Origin of the sequence: Kitasatospora sp. NPDC048722 (genome assembly GCF_040650235.1) — a bacterium.
Taxonomy (GTDB): Bacteria; Actinomycetota; Actinomycetes; order Streptomycetales; family Streptomycetaceae; genus Kitasatospora.
The window spans coordinates 14,927-39,147 of the sequence record NZ_JBEZGX010000072.1 but is presented as its reverse complement, the minus strand read 5'-3'; the positions used below and the strand labels follow the sequence as shown (position 1 = coordinate 39,147).

Annotated in this window: 20 protein-coding genes and 2 pseudogenes; 6 read left to right on the top strand and 16 right to left on the bottom strand. The window is 72.8% G+C overall.

The window, feature by feature from the left end; all coding sequences use genetic code 11:
* Positions 1–256: 256 nt before the first annotated feature.
* The 3 genes and pseudogenes from AB0C76_RS35690 to AB0C76_RS35680 all read left to right on the top strand — a co-directional run.
* Positions 257–592 (top strand): annotated as a pseudogene (locus AB0C76_RS35690) (transposase); the annotation flags it as partial.
* 52 nt (positions 593–644) lie between these two features.
* Positions 645–2,323: pseudogene (locus AB0C76_RS35685) on the top strand (ISAzo13 family transposase); the annotation flags it as partial.
* On the top strand, positions 2,300–3,277 hold the full coding sequence (locus AB0C76_RS35680) for an IS701 family transposase (RefSeq protein ID WP_359973700.1): 978 nt from the start codon (positions 2,300–2,302) through the stop codon (positions 3,275–3,277). The pseudogene AB0C76_RS35685 and the gene AB0C76_RS35680, both read left to right, overlap by 24 nt.
* A gap of 22 nt (positions 3,278–3,299) precedes the next feature.
* Here the strand turns inward: AB0C76_RS35680 and AB0C76_RS35675 are convergent, their stop codons facing one another.
* The 5 genes from AB0C76_RS35675 to AB0C76_RS35655 form a co-directional block, all read right to left on the bottom strand.
* Entirely contained in the window at positions 3,300–3,530 is a 231-nt protein-coding gene (locus tag AB0C76_RS35675; protein WP_359973693.1) for a hypothetical protein, read from the bottom strand.
* Between the two features lie 29 nt (positions 3,531–3,559).
* A complete protein-coding gene (locus AB0C76_RS35670) occupies positions 3,560–4,363 on the bottom strand; it encodes an HPF/RaiA family ribosome-associated protein (protein WP_359973692.1) in 804 nt (267 codons plus the stop codon).
* 28 nt (positions 4,364–4,391) lie between these two features.
* Positions 4,392–5,516 (bottom strand): Vms1/Ankzf1 family peptidyl-tRNA hydrolase, encoded by a 1,125-nt coding sequence (locus tag AB0C76_RS35665; protein WP_359973690.1) that lies wholly within the window; start codon positions 5,514–5,516, stop codon positions 4,392–4,394.
* Positions 5,513–6,010 carry a universal stress protein gene (locus AB0C76_RS35660; RefSeq protein WP_359973688.1) on the bottom strand — a complete coding sequence of 166 codons (498 nt, stop codon included), beginning with the start codon at positions 6,008–6,010 and terminating at the stop codon, positions 5,513–5,515. The genes AB0C76_RS35665 and AB0C76_RS35660 overlap by 4 nt, the downstream gene beginning before the upstream one ends.
* A gap of 159 nt (positions 6,011–6,169) precedes the next feature.
* Positions 6,170–7,525, bottom strand: coding sequence for a family 43 glycosylhydrolase (locus AB0C76_RS35655; RefSeq protein ID WP_359973698.1), 1,356 nt, complete (start codon positions 7,523–7,525; stop codon positions 6,170–6,172).
* On the opposite strand from AB0C76_RS35655, the gene AB0C76_RS35650 reads away from it, so the two are divergent.
* From AB0C76_RS35650 to AB0C76_RS35640, 3 genes are all read left to right on the top strand, one after another.
* Entirely contained in the window at positions 7,524–7,922 is a 399-nt protein-coding gene (locus tag AB0C76_RS35650; RefSeq protein WP_359973686.1) for a hypothetical protein, read from the top strand. The two genes, AB0C76_RS35655 and AB0C76_RS35650, sit on opposite strands and share 2 nt — an antisense overlap.
* Positions 7,923–8,346: 424 nt before the next feature.
* Positions 8,347–9,603, top strand: coding sequence for an SLC13 family permease (locus AB0C76_RS35645; RefSeq protein WP_359973696.1), 1,257 nt, complete (start codon positions 8,347–8,349; stop codon positions 9,601–9,603).
* Positions 9,604–9,607: 4 nt separating this feature from the next.
* Positions 9,608–10,093, top strand: a complete 486-nt coding sequence (locus AB0C76_RS35640) for a universal stress protein (RefSeq protein ID WP_359973684.1) — start codon at positions 9,608–9,610, stop codon at positions 10,091–10,093.
* Between the two features lie 12 nt (positions 10,094–10,105).
* On the opposite strand, the gene AB0C76_RS35635 is transcribed toward AB0C76_RS35640, so the two are convergent.
* From AB0C76_RS35635 to AB0C76_RS35585, 11 genes are all read right to left on the bottom strand, one after another.
* Positions 10,106–12,634 (bottom strand): glycoside hydrolase family 95 protein, encoded by a 2,529-nt coding sequence (locus AB0C76_RS35635; protein ID WP_359973682.1) that lies wholly within the window; start codon positions 12,632–12,634, stop codon positions 10,106–10,108.
* A gap of 1 nt (position 12,635) precedes the next feature.
* Positions 12,636–13,499 carry an ATP-dependent sacrificial sulfur transferase LarE gene (larE, locus tag AB0C76_RS35630; protein ID WP_359973680.1) on the bottom strand — a complete coding sequence of 288 codons (864 nt, stop codon included), beginning with the start codon at positions 13,497–13,499 and terminating at the stop codon, positions 12,636–12,638.
* The gene (gene larC / locus AB0C76_RS35625) at positions 13,496–14,689 is read right to left on the bottom strand and encodes a nickel pincer cofactor biosynthesis protein LarC (protein ID WP_359973678.1); all 1,194 of its coding nucleotides are present in this window, start codon (positions 14,687–14,689) and stop codon (positions 13,496–13,498) included. The genes larE and larC overlap by 4 nt, the downstream gene beginning before the upstream one ends.
* A complete protein-coding gene (gene larB / locus AB0C76_RS35620; RefSeq protein ID WP_359973676.1) occupies positions 14,686–15,366 on the bottom strand; it encodes a nickel pincer cofactor biosynthesis protein LarB in 681 nt (226 codons plus the stop codon). The genes larC and larB overlap by 4 nt, the downstream gene beginning before the upstream one ends.
* Before the next feature lie 130 nt (positions 15,367–15,496).
* The gene (larA, locus tag AB0C76_RS35615) at positions 15,497–16,786 is read right to left on the bottom strand and encodes a nickel-dependent lactate racemase (RefSeq protein WP_359973674.1); all 1,290 of its coding nucleotides are present in this window, start codon (positions 16,784–16,786) and stop codon (positions 15,497–15,499) included.
* Complete coding sequence (locus AB0C76_RS35610; RefSeq protein WP_359973672.1) at positions 16,783–17,661, bottom strand: amidohydrolase family protein; 879 nt, start codon at positions 17,659–17,661, stop codon at positions 16,783–16,785. Before AB0C76_RS35610 ends, larA begins: the two co-directional genes overlap by 4 nt.
* A 34-nt stretch (positions 17,662–17,695) precedes the next feature.
* Entirely contained in the window at positions 17,696–18,427 is a 732-nt protein-coding gene (locus tag AB0C76_RS35605; RefSeq protein ID WP_359973671.1) for a FadR/GntR family transcriptional regulator, read from the bottom strand.
* Positions 18,428–18,647: 220 nt separating this feature from the next.
* Positions 18,648–20,939, bottom strand: a complete 2,292-nt coding sequence (locus tag AB0C76_RS35600) for a glycoside hydrolase family 3 N-terminal domain-containing protein (protein WP_359973695.1) — start codon at positions 20,937–20,939, stop codon at positions 18,648–18,650.
* A gap of 86 nt (positions 20,940–21,025) precedes the next feature.
* Entirely contained in the window at positions 21,026–21,844 is an 819-nt protein-coding gene (locus tag AB0C76_RS35595) for a carbohydrate ABC transporter permease (protein ID WP_359973669.1), read from the bottom strand.
* Positions 21,844–22,740: a sugar ABC transporter permease gene (locus AB0C76_RS35590; RefSeq protein ID WP_359973667.1), complete on the bottom strand. Its 897-nt coding sequence runs from the start codon at positions 22,738–22,740 to the stop codon at positions 21,844–21,846. Before AB0C76_RS35590 ends, AB0C76_RS35595 begins: the two co-directional genes overlap by 1 nt.
* Positions 22,737–24,029: an extracellular solute-binding protein gene (locus tag AB0C76_RS35585; RefSeq protein WP_359973665.1), complete on the bottom strand. Its 1,293-nt coding sequence runs from the start codon at positions 24,027–24,029 to the stop codon at positions 22,737–22,739. The genes AB0C76_RS35590 and AB0C76_RS35585 overlap by 4 nt, the downstream gene beginning before the upstream one ends.
* Positions 24,030–24,221: the final 192 nt, after the last annotated feature.

Sequence of the window (24,221 nt, the reverse complement as noted above, 5' to 3'; positions counted from 1 at the left end):
TCTCATCGAGGAGCGGGTCATGCACGGCCACACCCCGTCGTAGTGGAGCCGATAAGACGGGTGTGACGGAGTGCCGAAGAGCCGGCTCAGCTGCCCTGGGGCCGGCCCTTCGGTTTCTCCCGTGTGACTTCGCGATCTTGCGCCGAGCAGGGTGAGAACTGGAACGGCCACCGCGTGATCATCAAGGGTTGTGTGGACTCATGACGATCACGCGGTGGCCGCGGATCACAGCATAGACGCCGCCCGCTGGCGGGCGATGTTTGACCAGGCCATGGCCCGGATCGCGAGTCGGTTCAAGCGGGTGGAGCCGCGCGCGACCGCCCGCGCCTTCGTGCTCGCCCTGCTGTCCGGCGTCGAGCGGAAGAACTGCTGGCGCCTGGCCGAGCAGGCCGGCCATGCCCGCCCCGGGCCGATGCAGCGACTGCTGCGAAGCGCCCGCTGGGACGCCGACGCGGTCCGCGACGACATCCGCGCCTACGTCTTCGAACACCTCGGCGCCGACGACGGCGTTCTGATCGTCGACGAGACAGGCTTCCTGAAGAAAGGCGCCGCCTCGGCCGGCGTGCAGCGGCAGTACACCGGCACCGCAGGGGCTTGTATTTCAATTACTGCTTGCTCTGGCGGAGTTGGTGGGAAGCTGGACCATGCCTGTGCGTCCGCCTGTCACCGTGTTACGGGCCAAGTTCGATCGGATCCTTCCGCACCTCGACGAGCGGCGCCGTCGGCTCTACCTGGCCAGCGAAGCTGTGGCCATCGGCCACGGCGGGATAGCACTGGTAGCCGCCGCCTCCGGGACCAGTGCTTCCACCGTCTCGCGTGGCGTGACCGAGCTGACCGGGGACCCGGTGCCGACGCGGAGGATCCGGGCTGCGGGAGCCGGCCGCAAGCCGTTGACGGTCACCGACCCCGGCCTGCTGCCGGCACTCGGGGCGCTGATCGAGCCGCACACCCGAGGTGATCCCGTCTCGCCGCTGAGGTGGACCACCTTGTCGCTGCGGACCTTGGCCTCGACCCTCACGTCACAGGGCCACCCGGTCAGTGCCGCGACCGTCGGGCGCCTGCTGCACGGCCTGGGCTACAGTCTCCAGGGCACCGTCAAGACCACCGAAGGCGCCGGCCATCCGGACCGCGACGCCCAGTTCGCCCACTTGAACGCCACGGCCGCCGCCTTCCTCGACGACCGGCAGCCGGTGATCAGCGTCGACACCAAGGCCAAGGAATGGATCGGCAACCGCGACCGTCCCGGCCGCACCTGGCGCCCGGGCAAGGACCCGATCAAGGTCGACTGCCACACCTTCACCACCAGCGACCAGCCCGTCGCCATCCCCTACGGGATCTACGACATCGCCACCAACACCGGCTGGGTCAACGTCGGGACCGACCACGACACCGCCGAGTTCGCGGTCGAGTCCATACGCCGCTGGTGGTGCAAACGCGGACAGGTGCACCATCCGAACGCCACCCGGCTGCTGATCACCGCCGATGCCGGTGGTTCCAACGATCCCCGTCGCTGGACCTGGAAGAAGCACCTGGCAGCCTTCGCCCTGGAAAGCGGCCTGGAGATCACGGTCTGCCACTTCCCACCGGGCACATCGAAGTGGAACAAGATCGAACACCGAATGTTCTGCCACATCACCGCGAACTGGCGCGGCCGGCCGCTGACCAGCTACGAGGTCGTCATCGAGACCATCGCCGCGACGACCACACGGACCGGGCTGACCATCGACGCCGAGCTGGACACCGGCAGCTACCGCCTGGGCTCAACGGTGAGCGCCTCCGAGTTCCAGTCCCTGCCGATCATGCCCGACGCGTTCCACGGCGACTGGAACTACACCCTGGCCCCCGTTCCGCCACGGACCCCAGAACTGCCGGTGTCCGCCCGGCGGGTCAACCCCGGCCTGACCGAGATGCTCAGCGATCCGGCCCTGACCGGCATGCCGCGGGCCGACTTCGAACGCCTGGTGGCAGTCTCCGAACCGTACTGGGACGCCCTCGCCGAGGCGGCTTTCCAGCGGCGCTTCCACCGTCCGCGCAGCTACCTCCACCCGCAGACCAGCAGCATCGACCACTACCACCGCCTCCTGGCGGCGCTCTTGCGCCGCCGCAGAGCGATCACCAGCACCCTCCTGGCCCAGCTGCTGGGCGTCACCCGCACCAACCTCTCCAACCAGTTCCAGGACGGACACCGACTCCTGGACCTGCACCGCATCGACGTCACACCTCTGCCCGGATCTCCCGCCCGAACCCTCGAACAGCTCCAAGCTCTTCTGCCCGAGTCTGTCGCCAAGGGAGATCAAACCTGACAGTTATTCAGATACAAGCCCCAGGGCGGATCGAGAACACCCAGGTCGGCGTCTTCCTCGCCTACGCCTCCAGCAGGGGACGTGCGTTGATCGATCGTCGTCTCTACCTGCCCGACGCCTCGTGGTGCCAGGACACCGAGCGCCGAACCCGCGCCGGGGTGCCCGACCAGACGAAGTTCGCGACCAAGCCGACGCTGGCCGGACAAATGATCGCGGCGGCACTGGACGCCGGGACCGGTGCCTCCTGGGTGACCGGGGACGAGGCCTACGGTCAAGACCCGGCTCTGCGTGCCCTGTTGGAGTCCCGTCGGATCGGCTATGTCCTGGCCGTCGCCTGCAGTACGCGGGTGCGGATCAACCAGGGACGAACCGCCGTCCGCGCGGATGCCGTGGTCGGCCGTCTGCCCGCTTCGGCCTGGCACCGGCAGAGCGCCGGAGCGGGGGCGAAGGGGCCGCGCTACTACGGCTGGGCCTGGATCGAGATCGGTACCGACGGCCACCGGCACCTGCTGATCCGCCGCAACCCGCACAGCGGCGAACTCGCCCTCTACCTGTGCTGGTCCCCGAGACGGGTGCCGCTGTCCGAGCTGGTCCGGGTGGCCGGGACCAGGTGGTGTGTCGAGGAGTGCTTCCAGGCCGCGAAAGGCCAGGTCGGCCTGGACCACTACCAGGTCCGCCACTGGACCGCCTGGCACCGGCACATCACCCTGGCCATGCTCGCTCTGGCCTTCCTGGCCGTCCTCGCCGTCGACGCGACGCCGCCAAGGACCGCACAACCGAACCGGCCCGCCCGCAGCACCGACCCGATCGATCTGACCGTCCCCGAGATCCGCCACCTGCTCGGCGCCTTCCTGGTCCCACCGGCCACATCCCCGCACAGCCTGCTGACCTGGTCAAACTGGCGCAGACTCCATCAAGCAACCGCCCGCCGCAGCCACTACCGGCGACGCCTCGCCGAGCCCTCAACCGGATAGATCACGAAGTCACACTGGAGTACTAGAGGCCCTGGGAGAGCAGGAGTTCGTGGGCGAGGCGGGCGGCTCGGGCGGGGCCTTCGGGGTCGGGCTCCTGGTCGGGGATCTCCTCCATGCCCTGGATGAGGGCACGGATGGCCTGACCGAGGGCCTGGACCTGGGCCTCCAGCATCTCCACACGCTCGACGGCACTCTCGACGTCGCGGCCGGGAGGGTGGAGGCCGGTGGTAGCGGATTGCGGTGACCGGGCCATGGCGGGCTCCTGTCGATACGTGGATGGGGCTATTCGGCGGGCGTGATCAGGCCGTAGTGGCCGTCGTAGCGGTGGTAGAGGACGTTGCCCCGGCCGGTGGACTCGTCCGCGTAGAACACGAACGGCTGGTCGTAGGCGTCGATGCGCCGTCTTGCGGCCTTGGGATCCATCCGGGGTGCGGGGGTCGGGCTGACGGTCAGCGGGACGGCGACGGGCCCGAGTTGCTCGGGGTGGGGGTGGAGCTGGGCGAGCCGGTAGCCGAGGGGTGCGGTGCGGTAGAGGACGCTGTCCTGCCCGGTGTCGATCTCGGTGAACAGGTGGAAGCCGTAGTCCATGGTGTTCATCTCGAAGGCGGCCTCGTCGACGCTCTCGCGGGCCAGGGAGAAGGACTTGTGCCGGATGATCTCGCGTTCCTCGGGCGGGCGGGGGAAGTAGTCGGGCCGATCGGCGGGCTCGGCGCCGTGCCGCCACTCGTGCTCGCCGGGCTTCGGCGCGCTGCCGCGCCGGGCTTCCCAGTGCTGGTGCAGCCGGGCCAGTTGCTCGGCGAGGCGGTCGCGCAGCAGGTCGATCGCCTCGGCCATGGACTCGGCGGCGACGTGCGCCCGGGCGGGGCGGCCGTTGACGTCCAGATTGGCCTGGGCGATGAAGGGGCGCTCGGTGGCGGGGTTGTGCATGTGGGTGAGCCGGATGCGGACGGACAGGACGGGCTCGGCGACGTTGTCGAGGAGGGTGAGGATCTTCTTGCGGGCAAGATCGGTGCTGCCGGACGGAAGATCGCCCTGGGCTTCGAGTTCGACCTGCGGTGTCTGGCTGGCCACCGGATCGGTTGTCATCGGATTTCCTCCGTTCGTGGCCGTGGTCTCACGCGTGTCGGGTGTGGCGGGTCAGGCCGCCGATTCCCTGGGCGGGGGCACCGGGGGCGCCGGGCGGCAGGACTCGGACGTCCGCACCGGTGAGCAGGGCCGAGCGGACTGCGGTGTCCGCGAGGTCCGCCCGTACCAGCGGGGTGGTGTCGGGCGGCGGGGTGGCGGGTTGATCGGCGATGTCGGCGGGGCCGGGGCCGAACCAGGCGGTGCGGCGGCCGGCCAGGTCCTCGGTGATCAGCAGGGTGCGCAGGGCGCCGTCGGCGAGCGCGCGTACGGTCGCGTAGATGCCCTCCGCCCCACGGCCGTGCGGTGAGAGCTGCTCGGCGTAGTCGCGGAGCAGCGCGCTCGTCTCCTGCCGACCGGCGCGACAGGTCTCGGCCTCGACCTGGGCCATGCGGTGAGGCCAGGCGCCGTCCGGGCTGCGGCTGCCACTGACCGGCCGGATGGCCACGTCGCGGCGGACCCAGGTGGGCAGGTGCTTGGTGAGGTACTGGCGGGCGCGGACGTCGCCGGCCAGCATCAGCACGTGGGCGTCCACCTCGGTCAAGGCCGTACCCAGCACTTCGGCGACCTCGACGGCGTTGTGCTCCCAGGAGTCCTCGGCGCGGTGCTGGTAGCGCATCTGGGACCGGCCGCCGGGCCGGTTGCGCTCGATCTCGTCGTCCGAGCCGACGATGGTCCGGGGGGCGCCGTCCGTGGCACCGGCTGGGTAGAGCCGCAGGTCCGCGCCGGTGCGGTCGACGACGGCGACCACGTGGGCGGGGTGTTCCTGGCGCCAGGTGAGCAGCGGCAGCAGACGCGGAAGCGGCGCCAACAGGGCCAGGTCCCGCTGTTCACAGCCCGGAAGGACGGCCGAGTGCGCCACCTCACCGCCTGCGGCGAAGGCGGCGAGCACACCGGAGCCGGGCTGGGACGAGAGGAAGCGCCGGGTCAGGGCATCCAGGTCGTGGGTGCCCGCCCCCTGCCTCGCGAGGTCGCGGCAGAACCCCTGCCAGCGCTCCTCGGCGTCCAGGCCCATCTCCGGGCGCGGATCGAGGTCGAAGTAGACCGACAGGAACGGGCCGGGCACGGCGAGCAGCGCCCGCAGGGCCCGGGTGCCGGTCTCTGTTCCAGTAGTCATGCGAGTTCCCTGGGAATGTGAGGTGGTCCGTCTTGGGCGGTGGGGGCCACGACGACGGGGCAGGGGGCGTGCGCCAGGCGAGGTCGGCTCACCGGGCCCGGCAGTGCCCTTTCACAGCCGCCGTATCCGCGGCGGTCCACGACCAGGGGTTCGGCACCGATGGCGTGCCGTAGCAGCGCCTCGGCGGCGTCGCCCTGGACGGCGCGCTGCCGGATGTCCAGCGGCGGCTCGGGGCCCGCCACGTCCTCGACGGCGCGGGCGAGGGCCTTCTGTGCCGAGCGGTCGGTCTGGGGGTCGGCCTTCGGCCTGGCCCAGGCGGTGACCGTCGGGTACGTCCAGGCCGTCACGGCCTCGACCACGGCACCGGTGAGCCGGGTCCGGTCGACGGCCCACCGCAGCGCCTGCCAGGAGACCTCCGGGCCGTCCACCCCTGCCACGATGCGGCGCACCGTGCGGGTCCCGCCGGTCGTGGTGGAGTTCGCTCTCGTTGCCACACCACCACCGTGCCCGGGCCACCCGCCCCCGTCCAAGGTCCGATCGCCTCCACCGGACGGGGCCACCCGGCCCTGTCGGCTCTCGGGACGCGACATCGGGATGATGCCGACAGCTCGGAGCAGGACGTGCTGGGCCTGCTGGTCCGGCACGCGGGGAGATCATCCGAGCGGACCTGACGGTCGTCGCCCTGCCGGAGGCCGATGAGCTGGAGGTGCGGCCGGCGACGGGACGGCGATCGGAGCAGCACCGGGGCCCTTGGTGAACGTGTCCGGGTACGGGGTCCTGCCGCGCCGGTCGTCGGTCGAGGAGCGGACGTCGTGGTTGCCCGCGAGCACGCCGTAGGCGACACCGGCGTCGTCGAGCGGCGCGAAGGACTTCGTCACGGCGGCGTACTCGGCGGGCAGCCCGTGCTCGGTGACGTCGCCGAGGCGGGCGAGGAAGACGATGGTGTCGTCCCCACCGCCCTCGCGGTTCGTACCGCCGTCGAGGACGGAGCGGAACGACGCCTCAAGCGGGGCGGGGTGGATCCGGTCCCCGTCGAACAGGTACTGCGTGTCCGGCGTGACGACGAAGGTGAACTTCCGGCTGTCGGGAGTTGGCTCCCAGCGGTCGCGCCGGGGTGCGGGGCTTGGGTGCGTCCGCCGCCGCGGGCTCGGACGCCTCCGCGGGCGCCGCGCCGGTGAACAGCCCGAGCCCCGCCGTGCCGACCCCGGCCCCCAGCAGCCCGGCCCCACGCAGGAACCGCCGCGCCGGCTCGCCGCCGCTGCACCGCCCCCGTCGATTTCCGCGGTCCGGGGGCAGGCGCACTCGTCGGACGAGTGGGAATCGTGCATGATCGCTCCAAGGAGTGGTGTGGCCCCGGACAGTGCGCCAGACGTCAGGGACCGAACGTACGTGGTTCCCGAAGTGCCCTGGACGGTGATGATGTTGGCCGTCTGGCTGTCGTACGTGTTGGTGCCGGGGGCGGCCAGGTCCCTCCAGACCGACCACGGGCCGCTCGGGGACGTCGCGGTGGCGTAGACGTTGTCGTTGAGGTACCAGCCCGACAGGTGCGACCCCAGCAGGTAGTAGGTGCCGCCCACCTTCATCATGGCCGGGGCCTCGATGCTGCCGCCGCCCAGGAGTGCGACCGGGCTGTCCACCGAGAGGTAGTCGGCGGAGAGCCTGTCGATCCGCAGGCCGCCGTTGTTGCGGTCCTCGGTCAGCAGGTAGCCCGTGCCGTCGGACTCCTGGAACAGGCCCAGGTCACGGCTGACATCGCCCAGCGGCCGGAAGCTGCCCCGGTAGACGTACGGGCCGCACGGGGTGCTGCTGGTGGCCACACCGGCCTTCGCCTCGGAGTAGTCGCCGCTGTCGATGTGCACGTACATCACGCACGTGCCGGTCGACGCGTTGTAGATGACCTTCGGCCGCTCGACGACCCGGTTCGGTCCCAGGTCTCCGCTGCTCTGCTTGGCCAGTGCGACGCCCTGGTAGGTCCAGGTGCCGAGGTCGCCGGAGGTGTGGCAGGGGATGTCCTGGAACGAGGTGTTCGCCGACGTCTCGCCGGTCGCGCAGCGGTGGGGCGACCTGGTACGCGGTGCCGATCCCGGCTACACCGGACAGCGCCCCCGTGTGCAGCTGTGGCACGGCACGGCCGACCCGATCCTGAACCACAACGATCTCGGTGAAGAGACCAAGCAGTGGACGAACGTCCTCGGGGTGGGGCAGACCCCGTCGTCGAGTGACACCCCAGCCGCCAACTGGAACCGGGCCCGGTATTCCAACGGCTCCGGCATCACACGGGTCGAGACGAACAGCATCGCCGGCGCCGGGCACCAACTGCCGATCCAGGGAACCCAGATGGCCGCCTACGCCATCCACTTCGTGGAGCTGGACGGCGGCACCGACCAGCACCGAGCCCTCGGGTAGTCGCTCTCCGCCTCCCTGCCGCTGACCTCCGTCCTTCGGCCGTCACTGCTCAACCTCCCGAAGCCCGGCGACACCTGCGTCCTCCTCGGCTGCTGCCCCAGCACGCTCACCACCACCGGCGGCGGGGACCGCCGCCACTGCCCGGCCCAGGATCCCTACCGCCTCATGGTCGAACCGGTCGACTCCGCCGTGCGGGGCGACACCGCGGCCCACGTCGTCCCGATCACCAGTCACTCCTCATCGTGTCGGCCCCGGACGCCGTCCGCGGTCACCTGGCGCGAGGGGACGGCTGACGGTCGACCCGACGACCGTGCCGGTGCGGTCCCGACCGACACACGGGGTCCGAGCTGGTGCGACGCGGTCCCGAGGTGTCTGATTCGATAGGGGCGTCGACCGTCGCCACCGCCCGAATTGGAGCAAGACCCTGAGTACGTCGTTCGCCGAGGCACTGTCCGTCGGCCTGCTGGTGCTGGTCCTGGTCTGCGCCGTGGTGCGGCCCTGGGGGTGGCCGGAGGCCGTGGTCGCCGTTCCGGCGGCGGGTCTGGTCGTCGCCGTCGGCGCGATCTCGCCGTCGGACGCCCTGGCCGAGGTCCAGCGCCTCGGGCCGGTGGTCGGGTTCCTGGCGGCTGTGCTCGTGCTCGCCCAGCTCTGCGACGACGAGGGCCTGTTCCACGCCTGCGGGGCCTGGATGGCCCGCACCGCCGCCGGACGGCCGCGCCGGCTGCTGGTGCAGGTGTTCGTGGTCGCCTCGGTGATCACGGCCGTGCTCAGCCTGGACGCCACCGTGGTGCTCCTGACCCCGGTCGTGTTCGCCACCGCGGCGCGGCTCGGCGCCCGGCCCAAACCGCACGTCTACGCCTGCACGCACCTGTCGAACACGGCCTCGCTGCTGCTGCCGGTCTCCAATCTGACCAACCTGCTGGCCTTCGCCGCCAGCGGGCTGAGCTTCACCCGCTTCGCCGCCCTGATGACGCTGCCGTGGCTGGCGGCCATCGCCGTCGAGTACGTGGTGCTGCGCCGGTTCTTCGCCGCAGACCTGGACGCCGGCGCCCCGGCCCCGGCCGACCTCGCGCCGCCGGAGATGCCGCTCTTCGCCCTCGTCACCGTCGTCGGCACGCTCGGCGGATTCATCCTCACCTCCGTGGTCGGGATCGACCCGGCGTGGGCGGCCCTGGCCGGGGCCCTGGTGCTCGCCGTCCGCGCGCTGATCCGGCGGCGCACCACCCCGGTCGCGATCGTGCGCTCGGCCGCCGTGCCGTTCCTGGCCTTCGTGCTGGCGCTCGGCGTCGTGGTGCGGGCCGTGGTCGACAACGGGCTCGCCTCCGCGCTCGGGCACCTCGTCCCGCAGGGCACCGCCCTGCCCGCGCTGCTCGGCACGGCGGCGCTGGCGGCCGTTCTCGCGAACGTCATCAACAACCTGCCCGCCACCCTCGTCCTGCTGCCGCTGGCCGCCCCGGCCGGTTCCGGCGCGGTGCTGGCCGTGCTGCTCGGGGTGAACATCGGCCCCAACCTCACCTACGCCGGGTCGCTGGCCACCCTGCTGTGGCGGCGCATCGTCCGCGAGCACGACACCGACATCGGCCTGGGCGAGTTCACCCGGCTCGGGCTGCTCGTCGTGCCCGCCGCCCTGCTGCTCGCCGTGGTGGCACTGTGGGGCTCCTTGCAGATCATCGGAGGCTGACACCGTGACCGTCGTCGTCTGGATCACCGAAGGCACCTGGCCCGCCTGCGTCGATGCCGCCCGTACGCACGCACCGCAGGACGCCGGGATCGTCCTGCTCCACGTCAGCGGGCGTGAGGTGCCCGGCGCCGCGCACGGCGCCTTCGCCGGGCTGCTCGGGCGCGGGCACCCCGAGCGCGATCCCGGCACCCGGTTGGAGGGGCTGGCCACCGCCTCCGGGCAGCACCTCCTCGACGCGGCGGCTGAGCGCCTGGGGCGCCCCTGCGCCCGGGTGGAGCGCACCGGCCGCACCGAGCGCGAGGTCGTCGCCGCGGCCGAGGGCGCCGAGCTGCTCGTCCTCGCCCGCGACGGCGACCGGACACGCCTCGGACCCCACAGCCTCGGGCCCGCCACCCGCTTCGTCGTCGACCACGCCCCCTGCCCCGTCCTGCTGGTCTGGCCGGAACCGGCGCCGGGCGCCGACACCCTCCCTCCCCCGCCCCGCCGGTAGCCCGCGGTCGGGCTACTCGCCTTCGGGGCCGGAGAAGGAGAGCCGGCAGCGGCCACCGGCCGGGAGGTGGAGCCGCAAGCGCCGGGGGTCGCCGGGGAGGGCGACGAGGACGGCGTCACCGCCCTCCTGGCCGGTCGCCACCGGACGGCCCGTCCGCTCGGGCAGGTGGAGGTCGACCGCCACGTCCCGCGCGGCGCGCAGCTCGGCCCCGGTCAGGGCGCCCTCGCGCCAGCTCAGGCCGACGGTGGTGCCGCCCCGCGCGCGCAGGCCGTGGACGTCGCCGTCCGGCCAGGACGGCGGCAGGGCGGGCAGCAGCCGCACGATGCCGTTGTGGCTCTGCAGGAGCATCTCGGCGATGGCGGCGGTGATGCCGAGGTTGCCGTCGATCTGGAAGAGCTGCGGCGGGTGCAGGTCGAAGAGGTTGCCCGCGAGGGAGGTGGCGAGCAGGCGGTCGACGGCGTGGCCGGCGAGGGGGCCGTCGCCGAGGCGGGCGGCCAGCGCGGCCACCCAGGCGAGGCTCCAGCCGGTGCCGCCCCCGCCGTGTTCCAGCCGGCGGTCCAGGGCGCGACGCACCGCGTCCGGCCGGGTGTCGTCGGCGAGCGGGTCGACGGCGCTGCCCGGGTAGAGGCCGTACAGGTGGGAGAGGTGACGGTGCCCCGGCTCCTCGTCCGGGAGGTCGTCCCGCCACTCCAGGAGGCGGCCGTCGGCGGCGGTGGACGGGGGCCGCAGGCGGGCACGGGTCCGGGCCAGTTCCTCCGCCAGGTCGTGGTCGACGCCGAGTTCACGGGCGGCGGCGACGGTGTTGTCGAGCAGTTCGGCGGCGAGCCAGTAGTCCATCGTGGAGCCGGCGGAGACGGCGGCCAGGGTGCCGTCGGCGAGCCGGAACCGGTGCTCGGGCGACGTGGACGGGCTGGTCACCAGGGTGCCGTCCTCGTCCTCGACGAGGAGGTGGGTGAGGAAGCGCGCGGCCTCCCGCATGACGGGGTAGGCGCGGTCGGCGAGGAAGGCGCGGTCCCCGTGGAACAGGTGGTGGTCCCACAGGTGGGCGGCCAGCCACGGCCCGGCCATCGGCCAGTGGAACCACATCGGCTCCCCCAGCACCGGGTTGGTGGCGCGCCAGATGTCGACGTTGTGGTGGCAGCACCAGCCCGGCGCGTCGTAGTACGCCCGCGCGGTGGAACGGCCGGACTCGGCGAGGTCCGTGACGAGGTCGAACAGCGGCTCGTGGCACTCGGACAGGCCCGTCGTCTCGGCGGGCCAGTAGTTCATCTGGAGGTTGATGTTCGACGTCCAGTCACAGTTCCACGGCGGCGTGACGAAGGTGTTCCAGATGCCCTGGAGGTTGGCGGGCTGGGTCCCGGGCCGGGAGGAGGCGATGAGCAGGTAGCGGCCGTAGGCGAACAGCTGGGCGGCGAGCCCCGGGTCGGCGGTGCCCGCGTTGGCGGCGGCGAGGCGCTCGTCGGTCGGCAGCTCCGCCGGCTGCCCCGCGCCGGGGAGCCGGAGGGAGGCCGCGCCGAAGAGCCGCTGGTGGTCGGCGACGTGGGCGGCGCGCAGCGCTTCGTAGTCCGTGCCCTCGGCGTCGTCGAGGCGACGGCCGGCCTCGGCGAGCGCCGTCCCGGGGCCGTCGGGGCGCTTGCGCCAGTCCTGGAACCCGGTGCCGACGGAGAGCAGGAGCACCGCCTCGTCGGCACCGCTGACCGCGATCCCGCCCTCCACGGCGCGGGTGCTGCCGTTGACCGTCCGCACGCGGACCGCGGCGGCGAATCCGGTGCCCTCGTCCTCCCGGTAGGCGGTGACCGTTCCGGGCCTGGTTTCGACGCTCACCGGGGCGCGCCCGTGGACCGCCAGTGCCGCCGCGCCGGTGACCGTGGCCGTGGCCGGGTGGGGCGTCTCCAGGCCCGCACGAAAGGTCAGGGCGCCGGGGGCGTCCGCGGTGAGGCGGACGGCGAGGAGGCCCGCCGGGGCCGAGACGAAGCTCTCCCGCCGGTAGCGGACTCCTCCTGCCGTGAACGACACGGTGTGCACGGCGTCGTCGAGGTCCAGGGCGCGCCGGTAGTCGGCTGCGTCGTCGTCGCCGCACGACGGGAAGGTCAGCAGGAGGGTGGCCAGCGGCTGGTAGGCCTCGGTGTCGGGGCCCTGGAAGTGCGCGGTGGCGATCGCGTGGGCGCCGGCGTGGTCGCGGTCGCGCACCGCCGCCCGCAGGGCGGGCAGGTGCTCGGCGGCGCCTTCCCGGTCGCGGGGGCCGGGCCCGCCGGACCACAGGGTGTCCGCGTTGAGGTCGATCCGCTCGGTGTGCACGCCTCCGTAGGCCGTGGCGCCGAGGCGGCCGTTGCCGAGCGGCAGCGCCTCCAGGAAGCCGTCGGCGGGGCGCCGGTACCAGAGCGGGTCCGTGGCGGGGTGCCGGGTGTCCATCGGCGCGGCGGCCTTCCGGTCGTGGTCGGGGCGGGGTCCGGCGTCCGGGGGACCGGGCCGGAAGAAGGTGGTCAGGGGGCGGTACCGGCGGTTCTGTAACGGCCGGTGTCCGGACGGGCCTGCGGGCATCTCAGAACTCCTCGGTGACGTGCTGCTGCTCGTGGTTGAGCCGGCCGGAGGCGAAGCCGTCGATCACGACCGGCGCCGGACCGAAGCCGGCGCCGGCCAGGACCTCGGCCAGGGAGGTCAACTGCCTTGCGGCGGCTACTACTTCGGCGTCGATCTCGACCCGGACGGTGTCGCCGAGGTCGCGCACGCGCAGTTGCCCGGACCGCAGTCCGGCGCCGGCGAGCGCCTCGCGCACCGCCCGCTCGGCGCGGTCCACGCGGGCCAGGCGGTGGCCGGTGACGGGTACGCCGTAGCGGATCCGGCTGGCCAGGCAGGGGGTGGCCGGCTTGTCCCAGGTCGGGAGGGACCACAGCCGACTGACGGCGCGTACGTCCGCCTTGCCGAGCCCGGCGTCCAGCAGGGGCGTGCGGATCCCCCGCTCCCGCCCGGCGCGGATGCCGGGCCGGAAGCGATCGGCCGCGTCGTCGGTGTTGGTGCCGGTGGCGACCTGGTGGAAGCCGCGCTCGCGGGCCACGGCGGCGATGACGTCGAGCACCTCGGACTTGCAGAAGTAGCAGCGGTCCCGGCCGTTGGCGCGGTAGCCGGGCCGGCTCAGCTCCTCGGTCCGGGGAGCCAGGTGCGTCACCCCCAGGGAGTCGGCCAGGGCACCGGCCGCGGCGAGCTCGCCGGAGGCGAGGCTCTCCGAGACGGCCGTCACGGCGAGCACGCCGCCCCTCCCCAGCGCACGGGCGCCGGCCGCGAGGACGAGGGCGGAATCGACGCCGCCGGAGTACGCGACGGCCACGGGCCCCGCTTCGCGCACCGCCGACAGCAGCGCGGCGGCCTTCTCCTGGACGGCGTCGGCGCCCATGGGTTCCCTGGTCACGGCGTACCGCCCTCCTCCGTCACTCGATCCGGGTGGTCCTGCTCGGCCAGCCGCCGCGCCCGGTCGGCGACGGTGCGCAGCGGGAGCCCGGTTCGCCGCGCGGCGGCCGCGGCATCGTCGTACTCCGCCTTGGCCCCGTAGGGGCCCTGTTTGACCCGCACGGGCATGCCGTCGACCTCGACGTCGCGGATCCGCCGGGGGGCCGCGACGCGGGTCTGGACGGTCTGGCGGACGCCGAGCGTTCCCGTCTCGGCGAGCACCAGCTCCCGGAGGCGCGCTGCGGTCCCGGGTCGGGCGAGGACGTGGAGCACATGCGCCGGGCGGCCCTTCTTCATCACGGCCGTCGTCGTCCACGCGTCGAGCGCGCCCTCGGCCAGGGCCCGCGCGATGGTGTGGGCGAGGGTCTCGCCCGTGACGTCGTCGAGGTTGGTCTCCAGGGTCACCACGGCCTCGACCGCCTCGGCGGCGGCCGACGGGGGCAGGGGTCGGCCCAGTGTGACGGCGACGACGTTCGGCCGGTCCGCGAGGACGCGGGTGCCGGCGCCGTAGCCCGTCGCCACCGGCGTCATCGTGGGCGGCGGGCCGTAGCGGGCGCCGGCGGCGCGGAGCAGTGCGGCCCCCGTCGGTGTGACGGTCTCCCCGCGCAGGTCGGTGCCGGTCACCAGGGCGCCGGACAGCAGCTCCAGCGTGGCGGGGGCGGGGCAGGGCAGCAGTCCGTGCGCTGCGCGGACGCTGCCGGTGCCGAGCGGGAGCGGCGCGCAGACCACCTCGGTGACGCCCAGGGCGTGGAGGGCGGCGGCGACGCCGACGATGTCCACGAGGGCGTCGTGGCCGCCGAGTTCGTGCAGGTGGACCTCGCCGGGGTCGGTGCCGTGCAGGCGGCCCTCGGCGCGGGCGATCGCGGTGAGGGCCGCGGTGCCGAGCGCGGCCACCGCCTCGGGCCGCGCGGCGGCGGCCAGCTCCAGCAGGTCGGCGGCGCGCCGTTCGGTGGCGGTGTCCGTCACCCGCACCCGGGCGCTGGTGGCGGTGAGCCCGTGCACGGTCACCCGTTCGGCGTGGAGTTCCCAGCCCGTGAGGCCGGTGGCGGCCACCGAGGCCCGGATCTGCTCCAGTGGTGCCCCGACGTCGAGCAGGGCGCCGAGGAGCATGTCGCCCGCGAGGCCGGTGAACGGGTTGATCCAGCAGATCATGCGCGCCTGCTCCCCGCCCAGGCGAGCCGGTGGGCGGCCATCGCCGCGCCGAAGCCCGAGTCGATGTTGACCACGGTGATGCCGGCGGCGCAGGAGGCGTGCATGGCCAGCAGGGCCGTGACACCGGCGAGGGACGCGCCGTAGCCCGTCGAGACGGGCACGGCGATCACCGGGCAGCCGACGAGGCCGCCCACCACGCTGGCGAGGGCGCCCTCCATGCCGGCCACCACGACGACCGCGTCGCCGGCCCGCAGCTGTTCCCGGACGCGGAGGACGCGCTGGAGGCCCGCGACGCCGACGTCCTGCACGGTGGTGACGGCCAGTCCGACGGCCTCGGCCACGGCGGCGGCCTCCGCGGCCACCGGCCAGTCGGAGGTCCCGGCGGAGACGACGGTCAGCGCGAAGCCGTTCGCCGCGGCCGGGCGCCAGACCAGGAGACCGGCCGTGGCGTCGTACGAACCCGCCGGCAGCTGGTCGAGGACCTCGGCGGCGGTCCCGGGGTCCACCCGGGTGACGAGGACCGGGCCGGAATTGTCGCGCAGCAGCTCGGCGACGATCGCGCGGATCTGGCCGGGCGTCTTGCCGGGCCCGTAGACGACCTCGGGCAGTCCCTGGCGCTGTTCGCGGCCGATGTCCACCTGGGCGAAGCCGAGGTCGTGGACGCGGGTGGGGTGCATGTGGCTCTGCTCCTCGCGGGTGCTGCGGTCAGGAAAGGTGCCGGCGGGCGAGCTCGGCGCCGGTCTCCCGGAGCAGCCGCCGGGTCTCGGCCATCGCGGTCCCGGGGGCACAGGAGGACCTGTCGTTGCGTCATTTCGCGGACGCTCCGTCCCGGCGCAGGTACGGGATGGTCATGGGCCCTTCCGGCAGGACGCACGCACGGGCGCCCGGGCCGGCGGCGGCGAGTGCCTCGGCGACCGTCGCGGAGATGTCGGCGGTCTGTTCCAGGTGGGCGCTCGCGAGGTCGGCGTCGCCGAGGTGGGAGGTGTGCATCACCACCCGGCACGAGGACTGGATCCGGGCCTGGACCTGCACCTGCCACTGGTCGGGCACGGTCCGCGGCCTCGCCCCGATCTCCGAGAGGAGGGCCTGCGGCGACGGGGCCGAGGCGAGTACCTCGCGGTAGGAGCCGTGGTCGGGGAACCCGTCGCGGCACTCGGCCGCGCAGACGATGAGGCCGCCGGGCCTGACCACGCTGTGGGCGGCCGACATGCCCTTGACGGACTGGTAGAGGTTCTGGTCGAGCGGATGTCCCGCGTTGGTGGTGACCACGACGTCGAAGAGGTGGTCGACCGGGCGCATCGCGATGCGGCGGGCGGCGGCGGTGGCCGCCGCGTGCATGGGCAGCAGGTCGCCGCCGAAGGCTTCGACGATGCGCTGGTCGCGGTTGAGGACGACGTCGAGCGCGAAGGTGACGCCGGTACCCGCCGCGATGGCCCGGACGTCGTCGTGGACGGGGTTGCCGTGGGTGACGCCCCAGGTCGCGCGGGGATTCCCGATGCGCTTGGCGTCGTGGAGGACCAGCACGGTCTCCAGTCCCGCGAGGCCGGGGGCGACCAGCTTGGGGCCGCCGGAGAACCCGGCGAAGAAGTGCGGTTCGACGAAACCGGTGGTGATCCGGACGTCGGCCTCCACCCATGCGCGGTTGAGCCACACCGGCACGTCGTCGCCCCAGCGGCCCATCCACGCCAGTGCCGCGTCGTCGCGGGCGTCGTGGTTGACGATCCGGATCCGGTCGACCACCTCGTCGCCGAACATCCGCCGCAGCTCGTGCGGGTCGTTGCCGCGGTGGGTGCCGGTGGCCACCAGGATCACCACGTCCTCGGGCCGGACGATCCCGTCGAGTTCGGCCAGCACGGCCGGGATCATCAGGTGGCGCGGCTGGGGCCTGGTGCCGTCGCAGGCGGAGATGGCGACCGTCTGGCCGCGCCTGACCCGCTCGCGCAGCGGCGGACCGGCGACCGGTCGGCGCAGCGCGGCGCGGAGCGCGGCCGTCCCGTCCGCGGCGCCGTTGTGGTGCAGCGGCTCCACGACGGTGGTGACGGCCGGGTCGACGTCGATGTCGAGCCCGGTTTCCCCGTAGGCGAGTCGGACCTTCATGCCGGCGGCTCCCCCTCGCCGGGCCGCGCCGGTTCGTCCAGCCCGTAGATCCGGGCCGCGGTGCCACCGAAGACCTGCGCACGCTCGTGGGCGCTCAGAGCGTGCGTCAACTCGGCGGCTGCGTGTACGACGTGCTCGTAGGACGCGGCCACCAGGCAGACCGGCCAGTCGGAGCCGAACATGACCCGCGCGGCTCCGAAGGCGTCGAGCGCGGTCTCGGCGTAGGGCCGCAGGTCCGCCACGGTCCAGCCGGTCGGGTCGGCCTCCGTCACCAGGCCGGAGAGCTTGCAGAAGACGTTGGGCTCGCGTGCCAGTTCGCGCAGGTGGCCGGCCCAGGGTTCCAGGTCTCCGCGCGCGATCGGCGGTTTGGCGAGGTGGTCGAGGACGAACGGCTGCTCCGGCAGGGCGCGCACCGCGTCGATGGCGGCGGGCAGTTGATGGTCCCTCACGAGCAGGTCGTAGCAGAGCCCGGCGTCGCCGACCGCGCGCAGCCCGCGCCGGACGTCGGGGCGGGCGAGCCAGGCCGGGTCGGGTTCGCCCTGGACCAGGTGCCGTAGGCCGACGAGCCGGTCGCCGCCCGGTCCTCGCCGGAGTACGGCGAGGGTGTCGGCGATCCCGGGCGCGGTGAGGTCGGCCCAGCCGACGACGCCCGCGATCAGCGGTTCGGCACCGGCCAGGGCGAGGAACTCCCGGGTCTCCGCGGCGTCCGGCAGGACTTGCACCAGGACGGTGCGGTCGATGCCGGCCGCCCGGGCCCGGGGGGCCAGGTCGGCCGGCCCGAAGTCACGCCGGATGGCGGCCAGTTCCGGCGCGTCGAGCCAGGAGTGCGGGCGCCGGCCCAGCTCCCACAGGTGGTGGTGCGCGTCGACTCTCACGCGCCTCGCTCCTCGTTCGGTGATTGACGATCGGTCAGGTCGGGTCCGGGTCCGGCCGCGGCCCGGTCACGGCCGGGATCCGTCCTTCTTCGGCCAGGTGGTCGCGCAGCCATCGTTCGGTGGTGTTGACGTGCATCAGGGCGGCGGCCTGGGCGAGGTTCGGGTCGCGGGCGACGAGGGCGTCGAGGATCGCCACGTGTTCGACGATGGTCCGCTCGGCCGCGTCGGCGTCGGCCAGACCGCGCCACACCCGGGCCCTCAGCGTGCGCCCCGAGATGTGCTCCAGCAGGGTGGCCAGGGTTTCGTTGCCGGTGGCGCGGATCACCGCCCGGTGGAAGGCCGCGTCGTGCATGGTCAGCAGCTCGATGTCGTCCCGGGCGTCCCGCATGGCCGCCAGGTGGCGCTCCACCTCGGCGAGGTCGTCGTCGGTGATGCGGGTGGCGGCCAGCGCGGTGGCGACCGGCTCGAAGAGCCTGCGCACTTCGGTGAGTTCCAGGACGGTGTCCCCCTGGAGCAGTTCCACCGCGCCGCCGAGCCCTTCCAGGAGCAGACCGGGCGCCAGGCTGGTGACGTAGGTGCCGTCGCCGCGCCGGATCTCCAGGACCCGGGCGACGACGAGCGACTTGACCGCTTCGCGCATCAGGTTGCGGGACAGACCGAGCTCGGCCGCGAGCTGCTGTTCGGGGGGCAGCTTCGAGCCCGGGACGAGCTCGCCCTCCCGGATCATCCGACGGATGCGGGCGATGGCTTTGTCAGTGAGCGACACGGCGTCAACGTATCAGGTGATCCCATGTCCAGGAAGACATCCGATTCCCCCGTTCGGCGAACTCGGCATTCGAGCTGCCACTATGTCGTCCGATGAACCACCCCCTCAGTGCCCCGAGAGGGCCTTCTCTCCCTATTCATCCCATGGATCGATCGGACGGCAGCCTCTCGTGGCACCTCACGGCGCGGCGCGGGCCGTTGCCCGAATGCCATGGGCCTCATCAGTCGAGAGCCTTCGGCGGGATGTCTCGGACAGCGACGATCGGGTGCAGCCGGCGGGTGTGATCGAGCGGGCGGGGCCGGCCGGCGAGGCGCAGCGGTACGGTGAGGCGGTGGTCGGTGCTGGAGGCGGAGATCCGCAGTTCCAGCGCACCGGGCTCGACGATCCGCCCGCCGTCGCGACCGGTGAAGGACGCCAAGTCGGCGGGGAGGGTCAGTTCCACGCGGCAACCGGCTCCGGCCGCGAGCTCGATCCGTCGGTAGCCGACCAGTCGCTGCACCGGCTGCACGACGCCGGCCACCGTGTCGTGCAGGTAGAGCTGCACCACCTCCGCACCCGCCCGCGCGCCGGTGTTGTGGAGGTCGAACGCGACGTGGAACTCGCCGTCGGTACCGGTCTCGGCCACCCGCACGTCCAGGCCGGACCACGCGAACTCGCTGTAGCCGAGCCCGTGCCCGAAGCCGTACGCGGGGGTCGGATCGGCGCTGGAGACATCGCCCGCCTGGGCGAGCCGCGGGGCCAGGTAGGTGGTGGGCTGGACGCCGGGGTGGCCGGGGACGGAGACGGGCAGGCGTCCGGACGGGTTGACCCTCCCGCTGAGCACGCCGGCGAGCGCGCGGGTCCCGGCCTCGCCGGGGAAGAAGCACTGGACGATGCCTGCCGCCTCGGTGACCGCGCGGCCCAGCGCGTACGGCCGTCCGGCCAGCAGGGTGACCACCACGGGCGTCCCGGTGTCGAGCACCGATTCCAGCAGGTCCCGCTGTCGTCCCGGAAGTTCCAGCGAAGCGGCGTCGCACCCCTCGCCGCTGGTGCCGCGCCCGAACAGCCCGGCCCGGTCACCGAGCGCGAGCACCACCACGTCGGCCCACCGGGCGGCCCGTACGGCCTCGGCGATGCCGGCGGTGTCCTCGCCGTCGACCGTCACGCCGCACACCGTCCGCAGCTCGCTGTCGCCGAACTCGTCCGCCAACGCCTCGCGCAGGGTGGGGAGTTCGATGCCGAGCGGGGTCTTCGGGTGTTGGCCGCCGACGTGCACGGGGAAGGAGTAGCAGCCGAGCACCGCGGTGGGTTCGTCGGCGTTCGGGCCGATCAGCGCCATCCGGGCGGGGCCGCGCAGCGGCAGCACGCCGTCGTTGCGCAGCAGTACCACGGCCTGTTCGGCGACTTCGGCGGCGAGCGCTCGGTTGGCGGGCGGATCCAGGTCGACGGTGCCGCGCAGCGCCTCGGGCTCGCTCAGGTCCGCGTCGGCGAGGGCGGCGGGTACGGGGCTCCAGTCGGCGTCCAGCAGCCCGAGTTCGGCCTTCTGGACGAGGACTCGGCGCAGCGCCCGGTCGATCAGCCGCTCCGGGACGGTGCCGGTGACGACCGCGTCGAACAGTGGCTGCCCGAAGGTCTTCACGGTCGGCAGCTCGACGTCGACCCCGCTCGCGAGGGCCAGGGCGGCGGCGTCGGACCAGTCCTCGGCGACGCCGTGCAGCGCCTTGAGGAAGGCGATGCCGAAGTAGTCGGCGACGACCGTGCCGGTGAACCCCCAGGTGTGCCGGAGCAGCCCGGTGAGCAGGGCTTCGTCGGCGGCGGAGGGAAGGCCGTCGGTGTCGGTGTAGGCGTGCATGACCGAGCGGGGACGGCCTTCGCGGACGGCCATCTCGAAGGGCGGCAGGATGACGTCGGCGCGCTCGCGCGGGCCCATCGAGACGGGGGCGAGGTTGCGTCCGGCGCGGGAGGCCGAGTACCCGGCGAAGTGCTTGAGGGTGGCGACGATCCCGGCCGACTCCAGGCCCTGGACGTAGGCGGTGGCGATGGTCCCGACCAGGTACGGGTCCTCGCCGATCGTCTCCTCGACCCGCCCCCAGCGGGCGTCGCGCACGACGTCGAGCACCGGGGCGAGGCCCTGGTGCACGCCGACGGCCCGCAGGTCGCGCCCGATGGCGGCGGCCATCGTCCGGACGAGCTCCGGGTTGAAGGTGGCGCCCCAGGACAGGGGTACGGGGTAGGCGGTGGCGCCCCAGGCGGCGAAACCCGCCAGGCACTCCTCGTGGGCCAGGGCCGGGATGCCGAAGCGGTTGGCGGCGGCGATCCGCCGCTGGGTGCGCAGCAGCGAGAGAGCGCCGAGCGCCGGGTCGACCGGGGCGGTGCCGAAGGGGCGGGTCAACTGGCCGAGCCCGTGGGGCAGAAGGGTGTCGAGGTCGGGTGGCGGCGCCATCTCGTGCTGGTGCGGGGCGACTTCCGCGCCTTCGTCGCTCGCGCCCACCCAGACGCCGACCAGTTGGGCGGTCTTCTCCCGCAGGGTCATCACCGCGATCAGGGCGTCCGCCCTGGCCTCCGGTGGCAGCGTGGAGTCCTGCCAGGGGACCGCGCTCGGGGAGTTGCCGTGGTCGTTCACTTTCCTCCCAAACCCGTCAGGCCCTGGACCAGGGCGCGCCGGGCGAACAGGTAGACGACGAAGACGGGGAGCATGGACAGCACCACGGCGCTGAGCAGTCCGGGCACGTCCACGCCGTGTTCGGTCTGGAACTCGTAGAGGCCGAGGGTGATGACCTTGGTGGAGTCGGACTGGGTGAGGATCAGCGGGAAGAGGAAGCCGTTCCAGGCCTGGAGGGCGGCGAAGACCACGATCGAGGCGAGCCCGCCCTTGGACAGCGGGAGCACCAGCTGCCGGAACACCCGCGCCGGGGACGCGCCGTCCACCGCCATCGCCTCGTACAGCTCGGGGCCGATGTCGCGCATGGCGCCGGTCAGCACGAGGGTGCAGACGGGCAGGCAGAAGGCGGCGGTCGGGAGGATGACACCGGTCAGGTGGTCGTACAGTCCGGTCTTGCTGATGACGTAGAACATCGGCACGATCACCGCCTGGGCGGGGATCGCCAGGCCCAGCAGGAACAGCCGGAACACCCAGCCGGTGGCCCGTCCGCGGGCGCGCACGATGGCGTAGGCGAGGGGCGGGACGACCAGCAGCACTATGGCGACCACACCCCCGGTGACGGTCAGGGTGTTGAGGAGGTCCTTGCCGAAGCCGCCCGAGAGGTCGGTCAGGTAGTTCTGCAGCGTCCACTGCGCGGGCGGCTTCAGCGGGCCCTCGGTGGAGTAGTCGGAGCGGGTGCGGAAGGTGGCGATCAGCAGCACGTACAGCGGCAGTCCGACCACCGCCAGCCACACCAGGGAACCGAGCCCGGCCAGGACGTTGGGGCGCCGGCGCATCACAGGCCCTCCGCCGTGCCGCGCATCCGGTCGTAGCCGGAGAGCCTGACCACCGCGAGCGAGATCAGGGTGGCGACCACCACGAGGACCAGCGCGATGGCCGATCCGGTGCCGAAGTCGAAGCCCTTGAAGGCCTTCTGGTACATGTAGTAGGCGGTGACGGTGCTGTCGGTGCCCGGCCCTCCCTGGGTGAGGATCAGCACGGTGTCGAAGGTGGTCAGGCCACCGACCACCATCAGGATCACCGAGGTGATGACGGTGTTGCGCAGCTGCGGCAGGGTGATGTGGAAGAACTGCCGCACCCGGCCGGCCCCGTCGACGGCCGCGGCTTGGTAGAGCACCTGGGGGACGGCCCGCGCGCCGCCCTGGTAGATCAGCGCGTGCAACGGGGTGAACTGCCAAACGCCGACGAAGGTCAGCACCCCGATGGCGCCGCTCCTGCTGCCGAGCAGGTTGCCGTCCCCGAACAGCCACGTGAGCTGGGCCGGCACGCCGAAGTTGGGGTCGAGGACGGCTCGCCACACCACCGAGACGGCGGTCGCCGAGAGCAGCAGCGGCACGAAGTAGACCGCCGAGAGAACGGCCCGGTTGCGCTGGTGCCCGGCGGCCCAGACGCCGAGCAGGAGGCTGACCGGCGTCTGGGTGACCACGCCGAGGGCGGTGAGCAGCAGGGTGGTCCACACGGACTGGAGCATCACCGGGTCGTGGAGCAGGGTGCGCCAGTTGTCCAGGCCGTTGAAGCGCAGTTCGCCGATGCCGTCCCAGCTGGTGAAGGAGAGCACGGCGACCAGCAGCAGCGGTGTGAGCGCGAACAACACGAAGAACACCGCAGCGGGGAGCGCCCAGACGAGACCCGGGCGGGTCGTCTCCGCGCCGGGCCGTGCACCGCGCGTCATGAGGTCGGCAAGGCCTGCATGGCCTTGATGAAGCCGTCGGCGTCGAGCCTGCCGTCGAAGAACTGCTGGACGGCGGTGTGCATCGGGGTCATGGCGCTCGGCGGGTAGGCCTGGTCCCACGAGAGCTGGAAGGAAGGTGCGGCCTTGACCAGCTCGTACTGGGCCTTGGAGTAGGCGGGGCTGGCGGAGAGGTCGAGGAACCCGATGGTGCTGGTGGTGGTCGGCAGGTTGCCGATGGCCAGTTGCGCCTTCACGAACTCGTCGGAGTACATCAGTTTGAGGAAGGCCGCGGCGGCCTCCGGGTGCTTCGTCCGCTTCAGCACGGAGTAGAAGTTGTTGGTGTTGCCGACGACGTCGGCCGGGTCGCCCTTGCCGCCGCTCAGGGCCGGGAAACCCGTGTAGCCGAGGCCGGACTTGGCGAAGTCGGGGTTGGCGTCCTGTTGCGTGGAGTAGTACCAGGAGCCCATCAGCTCGAAGGCGGCCTTGCCCTTGGCGACCAGGGCAGGTGAACCGCCGTCGGTGAACTTCACGGAGTCGGAGTTGCTCCCGAAGGCGCCCGCGTCGACCAGTTGCTCGAGAGCGGTCAGCGCCCTGCGGCTGTCCTCGCCCGCCCAGGCCTCCCGGTCGCCGCCCAGCGCCCGCTGGAAGAGGCCGGGGCCGGCGATCCGGTCGTAGAGGTACTCGAACCACATGAGGGTCGGCCACTGGTCGCCGCCGCCGAGCGCGATCGGAGTGATGCCCCTGGCTTTCAGGGTCCTGGCGGCGGCGACCAGGTCGTCCCACGTCTTCGGCGGCGTGAGCCCGGCGTCCGCGAGCACCTTCTTGTTGTGGAACAGCAGCACCGGCTGGGTGCCGCGCATCGGTACGCCGTACGGTTTGCCGTCCACCACCGCCGAGTTGAACACGGAGGGCAGGAAGTTGTCCTTCAGGCCCGGGTCCTTGGCGATGAAGCCGTCCAGCGGGAGCAGCAGCCCGGCCTTGACGAACGGCTGGATGGAGCCGCCGCCCCAGTTGAAGAACACGTCCGGGGCCCGTGGCGTGTTGATGACGGTCTGGAGCTTCTGCTGGTAGTCCGCGCCGGGGACGGTGTCGAGCACCGCCTTGACCGCGGAGGTCTTGTTGAACGTGTCGACGATCTGCTTCTCGACCTTGTTGGCGGCGTCGCCGTAGACCAGCACGTGGATCGTCCCGGCGCCGGAGTCCGAGGAGCCGCCGCCGGAACCGCAGGCGGCGGACGTGCCCAGGAAGAGTGCGGTGGCCGCGGTGATCGCGGCGAATCTCGATCGCATACCCTGCCCTCTGCTTCGAATGTTTCGAGCAAGTTGCCGAAATGCTGTGGGAAACCTAGGACCGGTCCGACGGAGAGTCAAGAGTGCCGACGGGATCGGCATCGGCCGATCGGCGGGCTAGCATCCGTGCGGTACGACGTGGCTGCGGCCGCGCCGCACCGCCGACCACGACGGAGTTCGCCCGGCAAGGGG